The 15,962-nt window shown below is 76.3% G+C and carries 13 protein-coding genes and 2 pseudogenes; 5 read left to right on the forward strand and 10 right to left on the reverse strand.

The window, feature by feature from the left end; translation table 11 throughout:
* Nucleotides 1-4: 4 nt before the first annotated feature.
* From ACGFZP_RS16530 to ACGFZP_RS16540, 3 genes and pseudogenes are all read left to right on the forward strand, one after another.
* Nucleotides 5-457 (forward strand): annotated as a pseudogene (locus ACGFZP_RS16530) (response regulator); the annotation flags it as partial.
* A gap of 69 nt (nucleotides 458-526) precedes the next feature.
* Nucleotides 527-835 (forward strand): annotated as a pseudogene (locus ACGFZP_RS16535) (alpha/beta hydrolase); the annotation flags it as partial.
* Between the two features lie 94 nt (nucleotides 836-929).
* Nucleotides 930-1,268, forward strand: a complete 339-nt coding sequence (locus ACGFZP_RS16540; protein ID WP_392933524.1) for an alpha/beta hydrolase — start codon at nucleotides 930-932, stop codon at nucleotides 1,266-1,268.
* Between the two features lie 239 nt (nucleotides 1,269-1,507).
* On the opposite strand, the gene ACGFZP_RS16545 is transcribed toward ACGFZP_RS16540, so the two are convergent.
* From ACGFZP_RS16545 to ACGFZP_RS16590, 10 genes are all read right to left on the reverse strand, one after another.
* Nucleotides 1,508-1,735, reverse strand: a complete 228-nt coding sequence (locus ACGFZP_RS16545) for a hypothetical protein (RefSeq protein WP_387947559.1) — start codon at nucleotides 1,733-1,735, stop codon at nucleotides 1,508-1,510.
* A 150-nt stretch (nucleotides 1,736-1,885) separates the two neighbouring features.
* Entirely contained in the window at nucleotides 1,886-2,962 is a 1,077-nt protein-coding gene (locus ACGFZP_RS16550; RefSeq protein WP_392932981.1) for a helix-turn-helix domain-containing protein, read from the reverse strand.
* A 203-nt stretch (nucleotides 2,963-3,165) separates the two neighbouring features.
* Nucleotides 3,166-4,662: a hypothetical protein gene (locus ACGFZP_RS16555; protein ID WP_392932984.1), complete on the reverse strand. Its 1,497-nt coding sequence runs from the start codon at nucleotides 4,660-4,662 to the stop codon at nucleotides 3,166-3,168.
* Nucleotides 4,659-6,290, reverse strand: a complete 1,632-nt coding sequence (locus ACGFZP_RS16560; protein ID WP_392932986.1) for a hypothetical protein — start codon at nucleotides 6,288-6,290, stop codon at nucleotides 4,659-4,661. The genes ACGFZP_RS16555 and ACGFZP_RS16560 overlap by 4 nt, the downstream gene beginning before the upstream one ends.
* Nucleotides 6,287-8,608, reverse strand: coding sequence for a hypothetical protein (locus tag ACGFZP_RS16565; protein WP_392932989.1), 2,322 nt, complete (start codon nucleotides 8,606-8,608; stop codon nucleotides 6,287-6,289). The genes ACGFZP_RS16560 and ACGFZP_RS16565 overlap by 4 nt, the downstream gene beginning before the upstream one ends.
* Nucleotides 8,605-9,672, reverse strand: a complete 1,068-nt coding sequence (locus tag ACGFZP_RS16570) for an LLM class flavin-dependent oxidoreductase (RefSeq protein WP_392932992.1) — start codon at nucleotides 9,670-9,672, stop codon at nucleotides 8,605-8,607. The genes ACGFZP_RS16565 and ACGFZP_RS16570 overlap by 4 nt, the downstream gene beginning before the upstream one ends.
* A 102-nt stretch (nucleotides 9,673-9,774) precedes the next feature.
* On the reverse strand, nucleotides 9,775-11,076 hold the full coding sequence (locus ACGFZP_RS16575) for a M16 family metallopeptidase (protein ID WP_392932995.1): 1,302 nt from the start codon (nucleotides 11,074-11,076) through the stop codon (nucleotides 9,775-9,777).
* Nucleotides 11,073-12,377 (reverse strand): M16 family metallopeptidase, encoded by a 1,305-nt coding sequence (locus tag ACGFZP_RS16580; RefSeq protein ID WP_392932997.1) that lies wholly within the window; start codon nucleotides 12,375-12,377, stop codon nucleotides 11,073-11,075. The genes ACGFZP_RS16575 and ACGFZP_RS16580 overlap by 4 nt, the downstream gene beginning before the upstream one ends.
* Nucleotides 12,374-13,132, reverse strand: coding sequence for an ABC transporter permease (locus tag ACGFZP_RS16585; RefSeq protein WP_392932999.1), 759 nt, complete (start codon nucleotides 13,130-13,132; stop codon nucleotides 12,374-12,376). Before ACGFZP_RS16585 ends, ACGFZP_RS16580 begins: the two co-directional genes overlap by 4 nt.
* On the reverse strand, nucleotides 13,129-14,187 hold the full coding sequence (locus ACGFZP_RS16590) for an ATP-binding cassette domain-containing protein (protein ID WP_392933000.1): 1,059 nt from the start codon (nucleotides 14,185-14,187) through the stop codon (nucleotides 13,129-13,131). The genes ACGFZP_RS16585 and ACGFZP_RS16590 overlap by 4 nt, the downstream gene beginning before the upstream one ends.
* Before the next feature lie 393 nt (nucleotides 14,188-14,580).
* Here ACGFZP_RS16590 and ACGFZP_RS16595 point away from each other — a divergent pair, with 393 nt between their 5' ends.
* Both ACGFZP_RS16595 and ACGFZP_RS16600 read left to right on the forward strand, forming a co-directional pair.
* A complete protein-coding gene (locus ACGFZP_RS16595; RefSeq protein ID WP_392933002.1) occupies nucleotides 14,581-14,778 on the forward strand; it encodes a hypothetical protein in 198 nt (65 codons plus the stop codon).
* Between the two features lie 134 nt (nucleotides 14,779-14,912).
* Nucleotides 14,913-15,962 (forward strand): hypothetical protein, encoded by a 1,050-nt coding sequence (locus tag ACGFZP_RS16600; RefSeq protein WP_392933004.1) that lies wholly within the window; start codon nucleotides 14,913-14,915, stop codon nucleotides 15,960-15,962.

Raw genomic sequence — 15,962 nt, forward strand, 5'->3', positions numbered from 1 at the left:
GTAGGACGTGATCGTGATGGACATCCGGATGCCCGGCCTCGACGGCATCGAGGCCACCCGGCGGGTCGCCGCGAGCCCGGGGGAGTCTGCGAAGGTCCTGATCCTGACCACCTTCGACCTCGACGAGTACGTGTACGAGGCGCTGCGGGCCGGCGCCTCGGGCTTCCTGCTCAAGGACGCCTCCGGCGTCCAACTGGCCGAGGCGGTCGAGGTGGTGGCGCGCGGCGAGGCACTGCTGTCGCCCGACCTGACCAGGCGGCTCATCGCGGAGTTCTCCCGGGTGGGCCCAGGAGCCAAGCGCCCGACGAGGGTTCGGATCGAGGCCCTCACCGACCGCGAGACCGAAGTCCTCACCCAGGTGGCCCAGGGCCTGTCCAACGCGGAGATCGCCGCGGCACGCGACGCCGGCGCCGACGTCTCCCTCGGCCAGGTCTTCGGCCAACTCGGCTACCCGGACGCCGAGCCGGACACCACCGGCACCTACGCCGTCCGCGACGGCGAGGCGCTCGGGGCCGACCTCTACCTGCCCGCGGCGGGCGGACGCGGGAAGGCGCCGGCCATCGTGCTCGCCCACGCCGGGGGCTTCCACACCTTCGACAGGAGCGACCTGCGCGGCACCGGCCGGTGGCTCGCCGAGCACGGGGTGGCCGTGGTCGCCGTCGACTACCGCCTGGCCGCGCCCGGACGCCCCACCTGGGACAAGGCCCCGCAGGACCTCGTCTCAGCCCTGGGCTGGGTGCAGGAGCACGCCGAGCAGTACGGCATCGACGCCTCCCGGATCTCGTTGGGCGGCATGTCGGCGGGCGGAACCCTCGCGATGAACGCCGCCTACCGCCTCCGGAACGGCACCATCAAGGCCGCCGACGGGCCCGCACCCCGCCCCCCGTCCTCCGTGGGTCGGCTTCTACCCGGCCACCGACGTCACCCGCATGTGGGAGCAGGACGTGGCCGGCACCCGCGAGGCCGCGGAGCTGTTCACCGGCGGCACTCCCCGCCAGTACCCGGAGCGCTGCCGCGAGGTCTCGCCGACCGCCGACGTCCGCAGCGGGCTGCCGCGCACACTGCTCGTCGTGGGCGACCGCGACCGCAGCGCCCGGCCCGGGACGGTGCGCGCCCTCGGCGACGCGCTGCGCGCCAGGGGCGTCGACACGACGGTGCGGGAACTGCCGTTCGCCGAGCACGCCTTCGACGACGCCTACGGCAGTCTCACGTCCCAGACCAGCCGCCGGATCCTGCTCGACTTCCTCACCGTCACCGGGAGCGCGTGACACCGCCCGGCGCCCCGCACAGGCGGTCCGGACCACCGGCGACCGCCCCGGAAGCCCCCAGCGACCGCAGGAAGCCCCCCCAGGAGGCCCTGGAAGGGCCCCAGGACGGCCCGGGACGTGCCGACAGCCCCACCCATGGTTCGGACGGGGCTGTCGGTGGGTCGCCGCCGGAGTTACGCGCAGGGCCACCCGTCGCCTCGGAGTCGAGACGCCGGGTGTTCCAGGGCACCACGGCGTGGTCAGAGTTTGAACATCATGTCGTACGGCTGGGTGATCCGCTCCTGCCGTGAACCGAAGTCCACGAGTACCGCGATGTCGCCGTCGCCCTCGACACTGATGGCCCGACCGAGGCCGTACATGTCGTGGGTGACCCGGTCGCCTACGGCGAAACGCTTGCGAGGCGCTTCGACCGGGGCTTTGAAGGGGCTGGTGGGCAGGGGTCGCCGGACTGCTGGTGGTTTTGTCATCAGGTCCAGTATGCGCCGGATCCGACGGCCGTGGACCCCACCTGGCGGCTCGAACTTTCCGGTGCGTCCGAAAAAGGCCTCCGCGGGAGGTCCCTCACCGGCCCCCAGGTGCCCGGGGGAGGCCGCGGACCTGGCCGGTCAGGGGCCGGTTCAGCGCTGCGCCGGGAGTGAGACGAGGCCGATCGCCACCGCGTTGACGCCCGCCTGGAACCGGCTGGCGGCGTTGAGCGCGTGGAGGATGGCCGCCACGTGGCGGCGGCAGGTGCGCAGCGAGATGCCGGTGCGGCGGCAGATCGCCTCGTCCTTGGCGCCCTCGGCGAGGAGTTGCAGGATCTGCAGTTTGAGCGGGTCGTCGGCGATGCTCGCGGTGTCCGCGGCGGGCTCCGGGCCCCGGTCGGCGGTCGGCGGCGGCGCCGCGGCCGACCAGGAGGTCTCGAAGAGGTCACGGGCCAGGCCGATCGCCGCCGGTTCGCGGAAAACGGCGATGCAGAGCCCGTCGAGGCCCCCCGGGGGCCGGGGGACGAGGACGACCGCCTCGTCCACCAGGAGCACCTCCTGGGGCAGGTCGGGGCTGGTGCGCACGGCCGTCCGGCCGCGGTCCGGCCGGGTGGCCAGTAACCGCGCCGCCTTGGCCGCGCCGTGGTCGGAGTCCAGCAGAGCCCGCACGGAGACGTGGGCGGCCAGCCCGGCGACCTGGCCGCCCAGGAACGGTTCGAGGCTCGACGTGCCGTCCGGCGCGCACCGCATCCAGCGGACCTCCGACCGGCAGCCGGCCGCCAGCGAGCCCAGCAGCGCCGCCAGCGCGGACCGGTCGACCACCAGGTCCGCAGCCGTGCCCTGCGGCGGCGCCAACCGCGCCTGCAGCTTCACCAGGGAGTCCAGCCGGCTGCCCGCCAGTTCCAGTACCGACCGCCAGTGCGCGCTCTCGTCGGCGAGTACGGTGTCCAGCGCGGGCGTCACCACCTCCCCGGTCTCCCTGAGCTCCCTGGTCTCCCTGACCTCCCTGGTCTCACGCGCCTCACGCACCTCACGCGTCTCCGCGGTCGTCGGGGTCTGCGGGGTCTGCGGGGTCGTCGGGTTCTGCGGGCATGGGGTGGCCGCCGTCGCGGCCCGTTCGGTCGGCCGGCCCGCCGCCGGGCCGGGAGTGGTGAGTGCCGGTGCTCTTCCCGGCGTGGCGGGGTCGTCGACGGGGGTCCGATCCGCGGCTGCCGCGCGGCGATGGGTCATTCGGGCTCTCCTGGCTCAAGGGTGACGGGCCGAGGTCGAAAGCGGCACCCCTGTGGTGAAAAGGTGTCGTAGCGATGATTCTTCGCACGTCGACCTTCACCTGATATCCGTACGAGTACCTAGAAGTACTCAGTTTTGACTCACTGCTGACGGTTCGTCATTCACGGCCGGGGTGATCGGGGGGGCAGCGCCCGCAGGCCGGCTCACAGCCGCAGGTCGAGCATCGGCTCGGCGTACCGGGAGCGCCCGCAGACCGCCATCAGGACGGGCGACTCCTCCGGCGGCAGCCGCAGCAGGGCGGCGAGGTGGTGCTCGTCGAAGGAGCGGGCCGGCCGGGCGAACAGACCGTGCGCGGCCGCCCCCAGGCTCAGCCCGTGCGCCACCCAGCCGCACCGGACCTGGAGCAGCCCCCAGGCGGTCGGCCCCAGCCGGGCGGTCAGCGCGCGCAGGTCGACGGAGAGCACGACCAGCGCGGCGGCGTGCCGCACACCGCAGTCGTTCGCCGGACCTAGCGGGTAGCCGAAGACCTGCTCGATCCGGCGCGGCAGCTCAGGATCGGCCTCCACGGCCCGGAGCCCGCCGTCGGCCACCTCGTAGCGGCCGGTGGGCAGACCGCCCAGCCGCTGCGCCACCACCGTCGTCCGCACCCCCGCGCCGGCCTCCTGCAGCGGGCCGCCGGGCGCCGGTACGCCCGCCCAGGCGAGCAGGTCGCGCAGACAGTCCTCGCCGAGGACGGCGGGCCGCGCGGAGAACCCGCTCAGCGGCAGCGGGACCCGCCCGGCCGACCGCTGCCACCAGACCCGGGCCCAGTCCGGGCCGTCCGGCGCGGCCGGCAGGTCGGGCACCCCCGGCCCGCGCCCGGCCGGTGCGGCGGCGGCGGTCAGCCGGGGGGCGACCACGGCGGCGGTCTCGGCCAGGCTGGGATGGGCGCTCTCCCGGGCCAGCAGCGCGTCCAGCTCGGCGTCGAGCGCGCCGCCGCCCGCCTCCTCCAGCGCCGCCGTCGGCGGCAGCGGACCCACCCCGCGCAGGGTGACCACCACCGGCGCCGCCCAGCTGCCCGGCCCGGCCGCGGCGACCAGCCGGGCCGCGTGCGCGACCTCGGGCCCGGTCACCTGCACCTCGGCGGCGACGGCGCGCAACTCGGCCGCCACCAGCAGGCTGCGCAGCTGGACACCCGTCTCCAGATCCGCCAGCGCGCACCGCAACACGCCGTACGGGGTGGGCAGATCGGTGTGGCGCCCGGCCAGGACGACGGTCAGGTCGCCGCGGGCGGGTCGTAGCGGCCCGGACACCTCGTCGGCGGCCGACAGGTCGACCAGGGCGTGCCGGTACGGGTCCAGATAGCCCGCCGGGCCCTGCGGCGGCACGGCGAACACGTGCACCGGGAACCTGCTGCGCACCGAGGCCGTCACCCGGTGGTCGTTCGCCGGGTTGGCGGGCTCGCGGCGGAGCAGTCCGAAGGCCGCGGCCAGCACCTCGCCGGCGGTCGCCCCGCGGATGCGGCCCGCCGGGTGGCGGGCGGTGGCGAGCCGGTCGGCCGTCCCGGTCGGCAGCGGGCGGCCGAGGTTGCCGCGGGCGGCCTGCGGCGGCATCCCGGACGTGGTCGCCACGCGCTCGTCCACCTCGATCGGCTCGTGCAGCAGACCGCGCAACGGGCCCTGCCGCAGGGCGAAGCGGTAGACGTCGTCGGTGCCGGTCATGCGTCCTCCAGCGGGTCGGGGTCGGTCAGCCAGACGGGGCCGCAGGGCAGCGGGAGGGGACCGAGGACGGCGTCGTCGGGGCAGCGGCGGTGGCCCGGGGTGCGGCCGCGCAGCACGGCGGGCGTGTGGAGCGCGGCCCACAGCGCGGTCAGCTCGGCCGGGGCGGCCCACTCCAGGGCCCGGGTGCCGATGGCGGGGTCGGGCGTGGCGGTGTGCTTGCCCTGCTGGAGGACGGCCAGTGCCCGGGCCAGGGCGGCCTGGGCGGCGGCCGGGGCGTTCGGGCCCCACTGGGCGGCGAGCCGGCGGCCGTCCGCCGGGTCGACGGCCTCCACCAGGCACCACGCCGTCCCGGGCAGGGGGTGGCGGCGGAGCCGGACCGGCTGGTCGTGGTAGTCGGTGAGGGCGCGGCGCAGGGCTCGCGTCCGGGGGCCGTCGACCTCCGGCCACGGCAGCGCGGACCACGCGGCGGCCTCCGCTCCGAGCAGGCGCAGCAGGCCGTCGAGCAGCCACCGCTGCTCGCTGGTGCCGGCGGCGGCCACGGGGGCCGCGGCGGTCGGGGCTGCTGCCGTTGCCGCCGCCTGGGCCCGGAGCAGGCCGAGCAGCGCGTCGCGGCGGGCGTCCTGCGGGTCGGTGCCCCAGCCGGTGAGCACCGGTCGGCCGGGCAGGGTGAGGGACTCGATCGCGGCCAGCCGGAACGGCAGTTGCGGCAGGGCGAGGTCCTCCCGCCAGCGGCCGGGGCCGAGCCACGGCTCGGTGAGCACGGTGACATCCGGCGGCTCGCCGGGCCGGAGTGCGGAGGGCGGCGGCTCCGCCGGGCAGTCGGTGGTGTGCAGGGTCCGCCCGTGGATGATCCGCAGTGCCCCGGGGTCGGCGCCGGTCGCGCCGAGCAGGTCGAGGAGCCGCCGGGCGGCGAGCGCCCCGGCCAGGGTGGCGGCGGCCAGGGCCGGGGCGCGGCCGACCGGGTCGACCCGGCACCAGGCGCCGACCCTGCACGCCCGGGCGAGGAACGGCTCGACGGCCGCCGGCCCGTCCAGGACCGGGCCGACCACCGCGTGGCCGGCCGCCGTCAGCACCGGTACCCAGGGCGTTCCGGGCGCGAGGGCGGCGGCCTGGGCGCGCAGCCGGTCGGGGTCGTCGGCCGAGACCACGGCGGCGGTGGTCCGCGGGCCCGGCCGCCCGGGCACCGCGCCCGCGCCGAGGGCGGTCAGCGAGCGGGCCGCGCTGCGGGCGGCCGGGCCCGCGCCGACGACGGCGGTCTCGGCGCCGCGCAGTGCGGCGAAGGCCGCGTACGGCTGGGCGCAGTGCTGTTCCAGGTGGGCGAGCGTGTCGGCGTGGCGCAGTGCGGTGTGGGCGTCGGGCACCGGGCCGCCGGCCAGATCGGGGTCGAACAGCACGTCCTCGGCGAGCAGGGCCGCCAGCGTCCGGCGGAGCAGTGCGGCGGCGGGGGCCCCGGCGGAGTCGGCCAGGGTGTCGGTGTCGACGCCGTCGGTGAGTTCGCCGAGCCGGTCGTCCAGCAGCCGGGCCACCGCGGGCGGCACGGCGAGGACGAACGCGCGCTCGCCCCGGGCGCAGTGCAGGCCGCGCGCGGTGGGCACGAAGTGGGTGCCCGGCCGCAGCTTCACCCTCATGCGGCGCCTCCGAGGTCGGTGCCTCCGAGGTCGGTGCCTCCGGGTTCCGTGCGTCCGGGTTCCGTGCGTCCGGGCTCCGTGCCTCCGAGGCGGAAGCCGCCGTCCGGGGTTCGGCCGTACTCGACCAGCCAGTGCAGGTCGCGGACGCCGTCCTGGACACCGGTCGGCAGCTCCTCCAGGTGGCCGCCGTCGGGCAGGGCCCGGACGGTGTCGGCGAGCAGCGCACTGGAGAGGTCGGCGTAGCGGGGGCGGAAGTCGGCGGTGGCCGGTCCGTAGACGCCGTCCGGGTCGTCACCGGGCAGCGCGGGGCCGGCCAGCAGCACCTGCTCCGGGACGCCGTGGACGGACCGCCAGCGGGTGAGCGCCCCGATCAGTTCGGCGCCGTGGCCGGCGGGCAGCCCGGCGCCGGGGTACCAGCGGCGGCCCTGGAGGAGCACCCGCCCGGCCCGCAGCCGGGGCAGCGCAATGGTGTCGCGGGCGAGGGCGGCGGCGTCGCCCAGCGGGTCGGGCCGCAGGCGGCCGGTGCCGCCGAGCCACCAGGCGATCCGCAGCGGCGCGGCGAGCAGGCCGGGCCGGGCGGGCGCGGGCCGGTGGGCGGCGACCGCGGCGCCGTCCTCGTCGAGCAGAGCCAGTTCGTCGCGGTCGGGGTCGTGGGCGAGGACCAGCCGCAGCCACCCGGACGGGTCGATCAGGCCGGTCGGGCCGGGCTGGTCGGGGGCCGACGGGCGGGGGAGCCGGTCGGCGAGCACCCCGCCGCCCGGGTGGAAGCCGCGGACCGCCAGCCCGTCGCCGAGCGGTTCGACGGCGACCGCGTAGCGGCCCGGGCGGCTGCGGAACCGCTCGGGGAGGCCGTCGACGAGGGCGGCCAGCCAGGCCGGGTCCACCTGTACCTCCTCCACCTCCTCGCGGCGCCCGGCTGCGCGCCCGGCTGCGCGCCCGGCGCCGATCCGTTCCGCGAGGCGGTGGCGGGCGGCGCTGCGCAGGCGCAGCAAGCCGGTCAGCGAGCCGTCGGCCGGGCCGAAGTCGGCGGCGGTGGCCCCGGTCAGCAGCTGGGCTCGGCGGGCGACCATGGTGACCAGGTCCTCGGCGTGGACGTGCAGCCGCACCCGTGCGCCGCGGCCGAACCGCTCGGTGAAGGCCGCGGTGAGCAGGGCCCGGGCCTCGTGGGTCGGGTCGAAGGCGGCGGCGTACTCCAGGACCGGGCCGAGGTCGTCGAGCGCCGACCGGTGGCGGCCCGCGGCGACGGCGACCGGCGCCGACACGCTCTCCTCGGCGACGGGCAGCGGGACGGGGTAGGGCAGCAGGCGGTTGAGCGCGGCCCGGTCCTCGGCGAGGCCCGTGAGCGCCCGGGTGCGCTCCTGCGGGCCCGCACCGGTGGCGGCGTCGAGCCGGTCCTGGACGGCGGCCAGCACCTTGGCCGCCTCGGGGCGCGGACCGGCCAGCAGCGCCGCGGCGGCGCCGGCCGTCTCGGGTGCGCCGAACGCGGCGGCCGGCAGCAGGAGTTGGAGTCGGACGGCCTCCTCGGTGAACGCCTCGGCGGCCGACTCCTCGACCTCCAGGGCCGTCGCCAGTTCACGGACGAGGGCGGCCCGCGGCAGCGGACCGAGCTCCAGCAGTCGCAGCAGAGTGCGCACCCGGCGGGTCAACGGGGTGCCGATCAGGCGCAGTTGGTCGCCGTCCCGGCGGTGGAAGCGGGCCTGGGCGGGGGTGCTCCGCAGGGTCGGGTTGACCCGCAGAGCCGCCGGACCAGCCGCCGGGCCGACGGCCGGGCCGGCCGGTGCCGGGGCCTCGGCGAGCAGCAGGTCGACGACGGTGGCCAGCATCGCCCGGTCCACCGCCAGGGTGGTCCGGGCGGCGGGCGGGTCGAGCCGGGTCCGGTCCATCGCCGCGCCCTCCTCGGCCCAGTGGACGGCGGCCACGGTGGTGTGGGCACCGGGCGGGCCGCTGGGGACCGTCGCCCGGAGCAGCTGGTCGAGTGCGGCGGCCTCGTCCTCGCCGGTGGACAGGAAGCGCTCCACGGCGCGGTCCGCCCGCCCCGCCGCCGCGATCAGCGGGGCGCGGAGGGCCGGGTCCGCCAGCGCCGCCCGCAGCGCGGCGCGCTCCTCCCGCAGGGCCTGCGGGTGGGCGGCGGCCACCGCCCGCCCGGCCGTGGCGGCCGCTGCGCCGTCCCCGGCCGCCGCGAGCGCGGCCAGCGCGGCGTGCAGCGCGGGTGAGGTGAGGCGCCGGCCGGGGACCAGGCCGAGCAGGGCGAGGGGCGGGGCGGCCACGGCGGACCCGGAGGCGGCGGCTTCGGTGGGCCGAGGGGCGGGGGCGGTCATGCCGCACCTTCCCCGGTGGTGGTGAAGCGCGGCCGTACCTGCTCGGCGAACAGCTCGACCGAGCGCACGGCGTCGGCGCCGCCGAAGCCGCCGAAGTCGACCTGCCAGAGGATGCCGTCCGCGCCGACCCGCTCCTGGAACCGGCCGATCTGGTCGGTGACGTGCTCCGGCGAACCGACGAACGCGGTGCCGGTGGCGCGCAGGTCCCGGGCGGTCATCGTCCGGACGACCCGGCCCAGGCCGGTGTACTGCGCGTAGTCGGTGGAGACGGTCTCGTCCCAGCCGTCCAGGGCCGAGGCCCAGACCCGCAGGTACGCGTCGAGGTGGGGGTCGGCCAGCTCGCGCGCCTTCTGGTCGGTGTCGGCCACCAGCAGCGGCAGGCTCGCCATCACCCGGGGTGTGCCGTCCGGGTGGTGGGCGGCGAAGGACTCGCGGTAGCGGGTGGTCAGCGCGGTGTCGAACTCCCGGCCGGTGGGCGTGATCAGCAGGCCGTGGCCGAACCGGCCGATCCGCTCAAAGCTGTCCGGGGTCTGCACGGCGGCGACCCAGAACGGCGGTCGGGGCGACTGGGTGGGGCGCGGCAGCACGGTGGCGTCGCGGAAGGAGAAGTACGGGGTGTCCTCGTCGACCCGCTCCTCGGTCAGCAGCCGGTGGACGGCCGCGATCGTCGCCTCGAAGCGCCCGCGGCTGCCGTCCATCGGCACCTGGAAGGTCTGGAACTCGTGCGGCAGGTAGGCGCGGGCGAAGCCGACCTCCAGCCGGCCCGCGCTGATCGCGTCGACCATGGCGATGTAGGACGCGAGCTTCACCGGGTGGTGGAACACCGGCAGGGTGCACCCGGTGATCAGCCGGATCGAGCGGGTCCGGGCGGCGACGGCGGCCAGGAAGGTCAGCGGGCTGGGACAGTAGCCGCCGTAGGGGTGCAGGTAGTGCTCGGTCATCTTGACGTAGTCCAGCCCGGACTCGTCCGCGAGCCGGCACAGGTCGAGCACCTCGCGGTAGTAGTCGACGGGTGACTTGGTCTCCGGGGAGGCGTCGGGGAGGAACGAAACGCCGAAACGCATGGTGGCTCCTGGGAAAGTCGGGTGGGTCTGTGGGTCTGTGGGTCTGGCGGTCGGCAGGCCTGTCGGCCTGTCGGCCTGTCGGCCGGTGGGCCTTGGAGCAGGTCAGCCGGCGCCCGGCTCCGGCGGGCCGAGCAGGACGGCCGTGTACGACTCGGGCCGCAGGTGGCGGGCGGCGGCCTCGCGCACCTCCTCGTCGGGGACGGCCCGCAGCCGGGCGGCCAGTTGGTCCGGCCAGTCGGCGGGCAGCCCGGCCGCCACCGGCCCGTACAGCGCGTCGGCCAGGCCCTTCTGGGTGGAGCGGGCGAGCGCGTGGTGGCCCAGGGCGTGGCCGCGGGCCGCGGCGATCTCCCCGGCGGTGGGCGGGTGCGCGCCGGAGACCGCGGCCAGCTCGGCGAGGGCGCCGTCGAGGGCGGCCCGGGCGTGCCGGGGCGCGGCGGCGAACTCCACGGTGGCGAGGGCCGCGCCGGTGCGCTGCTCGACGCCGGAGCGGCCGGTGTAGATCCAGCCGCGGCGTTCGCGCAGTTCCTGGACCAGCCGGGCGGAGAAGAAGCCGCCGAGGACCTGGTCGGCCAGGTACAGGGCCGGGTGGTCCGGATCGGAGCGCACCGGGGCGGGGGCGGCGAGCCGGATCTCGCACTGGCGGGCACCGGGCGAGGGGACTTCCGCCGCGGGCTCGCCGCGGTGGGCGGGGGCCGGCAGCGGGGCCATCCGCACGGCGGGCCGGGGGTCGGACCAGCCGCCGAGCAGGGCCGCCGCATGGTCGGCCGAGCGCGCCGGGTCCAGGTCGCCGACGAGTACCAGGGCGGAGCCGCGGGGCAGCAGCCGGTCGCGGTGCAGCGCCGTCACCTCGGCGGGGCCGACGCCGGCCACCTCGGCCGCGTCCGGGGTCTCCCGGGTGGCCGGGTGGTCGCCGAAGCACCGGTGCAGCAGGGCCGCCCTGGCGGCCCGGGCGGGCAGCGACCGGGTCAGGCCGATCCGGTGCAGCAGCCGCTCCCGCTCGCTCTCCACCACGGGCGCGGGGTAGGCGGCGCCGGTCAGGCAGTCGGCGAGCACGGTGAGCAGCCGGGGCAGCCCTTCGGCCAGGACCGCGCCGGTGACCAGCAGGTTCTCAGGGCCGACGACGGCCTTCAGGGTGCCGCCGGCGGCCGCCAGTTCGTCCTCCAGGACGGTACGCGGCCGGGTGGCGGTGCCGCCGAGCAGGGTGCAGGCGAGCAGTTCGGCGACCGCCGCGTGCCGGGGGTCGGTGCCGCCGAACGGCACGCCCAGGCGCAGCTGGACCACCGGGGCGGTGGCCCGCCGGGCGGCGACCACCCGCAGGCCGGTGTCCAGGAGGGTGTCGACGCTCTCCGGGGGGGCGGTCGGACGCGGCGGGGCGAGTGGCGGCGTCGTCCGGGTGGCGCTCATCGGGGCTCCTTCCGACCCGGTACCACGTGCAGCAGCGCCGGGTGCTGGGCGGCCAGGACGGACGCGGCCGAGCGGACCTCGGCGGCGGTGACGGTGGCGAACCTGCTCGCCGCGTCCAGAGCCAACCCGCCGTCGTCCAGCAGCAGTTCGTAGCCGGCCAGCCGTCGGGCGCGGACCCCGACCGGGTCGGTGGCGGCGTACCAGGAGGTCTGCAACCGGCGGACGGTGCGGTGGAGTTCGGCCTCTTCGGGGCCGTAGCCGGCGAGCGAGCCGAGCTCGGCGGTGATCGCGTCGACGGTGTCCTGGGCAGCGGCGCCGGGCGGCAGGACGGCGCTCACCACGAAGGCGTCGGGGTCGCGCGCGTCGAACGGCCCGCCCAGGCCGGCCGTCGCGGTCGCCTGCGTGGCGAGGCCCAGCCCGCGGACCAGCGAGCGGCGCAGCCGACCGGTCTCGCCGTCGCCGAGCAGCGCGGCGGCGACCACGGCGGCCAGGTGGGGGCGGGAGCCCGCCGGCGGCATCCGCAGACCCAGCGCCAGGGCGGGCAGCGGCGCCAGCGGGTCGGGGTGCTCGACGGCGCGGGGCGCGGCGAGCGGCGGCTCGTCGAGGTCGGGGCCCGCGACGGTCGGCCGGGCCGGGATCGGTCCGAAGTACCGTTCGGCGAGGCCTACGGCCTGCTCGGGCCGGACGCCGCCGCAGAGGGCGAGCACCGCGTTGCCCGGGGTGTAGTGGCGGTCGAAGAAGGCGGTGCACTCCTCGACGGTGGCTTCACCGAGGGCGGCGTGGTCGCCGTACCCGTTGTGGGTGTTGGCCCAGCCCTGGAAGAGCACCGGCGGCAGCAGGAAGGTCGGGAACCCGCCGTACGGGCGGTTGAGCACGCTGCGGTGGATCTCCTCGGCGACCACCGAGGCCTGGGTGGCGATCGCCTGCGCGGTGATCCGGGGTGCCCGCATCCGGTCGGCCTCCAGGAACAGGCCGAGCTCCAGGGCCTCGGCGGGCAGCGCCTGGAAGTAGTCGGTGTGGTCGCGGTGGGTGGTGCCGTTGAAGGCGCCGCCGTTGGCCTGGACGAGGCGGGCGTGCTCCTGGGCGGCGAGGGTGGCGCCGCCCTGGAACATCAGGTGCTCGAAGAGGTGGGCGAAACCGGAGCGGGACTCGGAGCGGTAGCCCACGCCGTAGGCCACCGCGATGCCCACCGCCGGGCAGTCCAGGTCGGGGGCGACCAGCACGCGGAGCCCGTTGCCGAGCCGGTGCCGGTGCAGCCGGGAGGCGGCGTGCTCCGGTGCGGTCGCGGGGGGCGCGGTCACGAGCCGCTGCGGATCGCTCGGGCGGCGAACCAGGTGGTGAACGCCGCGAGGCCGGCCGCCACCGCCACCCCGACCAGGGTGTGGGTGCTGGTGAACTCGCCTGCGAACAGCGACCGTTCGGCGTCGACGATGTGCGACAGTGGATTTGCCTTGGCCAGCCCGGCCAGCCAGCCCGGGGCGAGCGCGAGCGGCAGCAGGACGCCGGAGAGCAGCAGGGTGGGCAGCATCAGCGCGTTCAGCAGCTGGCCGTACACCTCCTCGTTGCCGACCAGCAAGGCCAGTCCGTAGGCGAATCCGGCCATGGCCAGGCCGACCACGGTGACCAGGGCGAACGCCGCCAGTACCCCGCCGGCCGGCGCGCGCAGGCCGGCCACGAAGGCGCCACCGGTCAGCAGGACGGCCTGGGCGGTGAGCACCACGGCGTCCCGGAGCATCCGGCCGAGCAGCAGGCCGACCTCGCCGGCGGCCGAGACCTTCATCCGGTCGAGCACCCCGGAGCGGCGCTCGGAGATGATGCCGAAGCCGACGAAGACGGCTGAGAACACGCCCTGTTGGACGAGCAGGCCGGGGACGAAGACCTGCCAGGTGTTGCCGCCGTCGAAGCCCGGGGCCTCGCCGATCCGGTTCAGCAGCGGTCCGAACAGGACCAGGTAGAGCAGTGGTTGGACGAGTCCGAAGACGACCCAGGCGGGGTTGCGCAGGGTGTAGCGCATCGAGCGCTGGAAGATGACCCAGCTGGTCGCGGCGGTGGTCACTTGGTCACCTCGGTGGGCAGGTTCGCGGCGGGCAGGCCTTGAGCGGGATCCGGTGCCGTCGGGTCGGCGGTGGCGGGGGGCCGGGCGGGCAGCCCGTCCTCGCGCAGCGAGCGGCCGGTCAGCCGGAGGAACACGTCGTCCAGCGTGGGCCGTTTGACCGCCACCGACGACAGGTCGACGCCGGCCTGGTCGAGCGCCCGCAGCAGCTCCGGGAGCAGCCGCTGGGCGTGGGCGACGTGGAAGCGCACGCAGTCCGGCGCGGTGTCCAGGTCGCAGCCGGGCACGACCCGCGCGACCACGGTGGCCGCGTCGCTGATCCGGCTGGTCTCCAGCGTCACCACGTCGCCGCCGATCCGGTTCTTCAGTGCCTCCGCGGTGTCGGAGGCGATCACCCGGCCGCCGTCGATCACGATGATCCGGTCGCTGAGCAGGTCGGCCTCGTCGAGGTAGTGGGTGGTGAGGAACACCGTGGTGCCGTGCCGGGCGCGCAGGCTCCGCAGGTGGTCCCAGAGGTTGGCGCGGCTCTGCGGGTCGAGCCCGGCGCTCGGCTCGTCCAGGAAGAGCACGGCGGGGTCGTTCACCAGCCCCAACGCGAGGTCCACCCGGCGGCGCTGGCCGCCCGAGAGCCGGGCCACCGGACGATCGGCGAAGCCGCCCAGGTCGAAGCGGTCCACCAACTCCGATGCTCTGACGGCGGACTGACTGGCGGACAGGCCGTGCAGCCGGGCCTGGGTGCGCAGTTCGTCCAGCACCCGGTGCTCGGAGCCGCCGGATGACTGGCTGACGTAGCCGATGGCCCGCCGTACCGCCGCCCGTTCGCGGACCACGTCGTGGCCCGCCACGGTGGCGGTCCCGCCGGTGGGCCGCTGCAGCGTGGTGAGCATCCGCACCGTGGTGGTCTTGCCGGCGCCGTTCGGGCCGAGGAAGGCCACCGTCTCTCCCGCGGCCACCTCCAGGTCGATGCCCTGGACGGCGTGCACGGTGCCGTTGCGGACGGCTTCGGCCGTCCCCACGCGGGTCCGGTAGGTGTAGGTGAGGTCTTGCGCGCTGATCACGGGTGTTCCTCCGCTTCTGAGCCGGGCAGGCTGCGGCGCACCGGTGTGGACGGGGGGTCGCAGAGCTGCGGGGCGCCCCGCCGGCTGCGGGCCGCGGCGGCGTTCGGGTGCTGCCGGGCCACTGTGACCACGGCGGAGGCGGCCAGTCCAGCTCCGGCGGCCGGTGGGCGGGAGCGTTGACACCTATGTGCCAGCACACCCGAGCGGTAGGGGTGCGAATGTCCGATCTTGTCTGCGGGCGCACCCGTCGGCTCTTTCATGGGCACATCAACTCCCTTGCAACAGCGGCACGTTGGTGCCGCCGCAAGCCCTTGCCCGGCCCGCCCGGCAGCGGGTTAGCTCGTTGCCAAGCCGCCGGCAGCCCGCCGGCCGAAACCCGAAAGGGGTCAACTCATGAGCACCGCTGTGGACTTCGCCGCGTTCGACGTCAACGAGCTCGGCGTGCTGGACGCCAACGACGCCGTCGCGCTGCCCGACATGGGCGCGTCCATCATCATCCTCATCCCGTTCACCGAGGACGGCGAGGAGATCCTCACCGAGGACGCGCTGAACGGCAGCGGCTCCGCCAGCACCTCCTCCTCCTGCTGCTGACCTCCCGCAGCTGACCACCCCCGGCTTCTCCTAGCCGGGCACCGGCACAGCCGGTAACACCCGCCAACGGCCGTCAGCGATCACGACGCCGGTCTCGCGCCGGCCGACCGATTCGTGCACCACCTGGAGTCGTCATGAGAACCATCGATCCGGGCCTGGCCATCAGGGTCTTCGACTACTCGGACAACCCGCGGGAGCTGCTGCGGGAGATCGCGGTGCCACTGGCGCACCTCAAGAACTCGCAGCAGCTTCCCGTGGTCCACCTGCGCAGGGGCTGGCTGCACGGCTCCCACGTCCTGATCACCCTCCGCCCCTACGGCGAACGGCCCGTCGACGCGGCCGAGTTCGCCGCCACCGCGGAACGGCTCGCCACCGCCCGACCGGCCACCGCGCCGGACCGGGACCGCTACCTCGCCCGCGCCGCCGAACTGGCCCGCTGGGAGAACGTCCAGGACGAACTCCTGCCCTGCCACCCGCAGGGCCGGGTCCTCGTCGAACCGCACCACCCGCGCACCGGCTCGCCCGCCCTCGCCCAGGCCGTCGACCAGATCACCGGCCGCTTCCTCGAACCGGTCCTCGCCTCCCTCGCCGTACCCGAGGACCGGCTCCTGCCGCACCTCGCAGGCGTCCTGGCCGTCCTCGCCCGCTCCCACCCGCGCGGCATCAGCGCCGGAGCCCTGCCCTACCGCTCCCACGCCGAGGGCGCCGCCTCCGCGACCGGCCGGCACACCGACATCCGCTCCGCCTTCGCCGCCCGGTACGCCAAGGACCGCGAGACCTTCCTCGACGCGCTGCGCGCCCCGCTGCCGGACGACGCCCTGCGCAGCTGGGAACGCGCCGTGCAGTACTCCTGGGGCGTCGCCGAGGCGCTCACCGCCTCCGCGACCGTCGACGAACGGGTCCTCCAGGCCGCCGTCGGCGCGCACTGGCAGCACCCCCTCGGCGAACCCGTCCGCAGCGACTTCATCGGCGAGGTCCTCGACGGCGGCATGCTGCGCAACCCCTCCTACCGCCACATCGCACACCGGATCGTCCTCAACGCCCTCTACACCGCCCTCACCTGCTTCGGCATCACCCCGATGCAGCGGTACTACCTCTGCTACGGACTCGGCGAGGGCACCGACGAACTGACCGGGCAGTCCTCCATCGACCGGGTGCGCGCCTTCAGCAGGGAGCTGGCCTGA

Origin of the sequence: Kitasatospora sp. NPDC048239, from assembly GCF_043202015.1 — a bacterium.
GTDB lineage: Bacteria > Actinomycetota > Actinomycetes > Streptomycetales > Streptomycetaceae > Kitasatospora.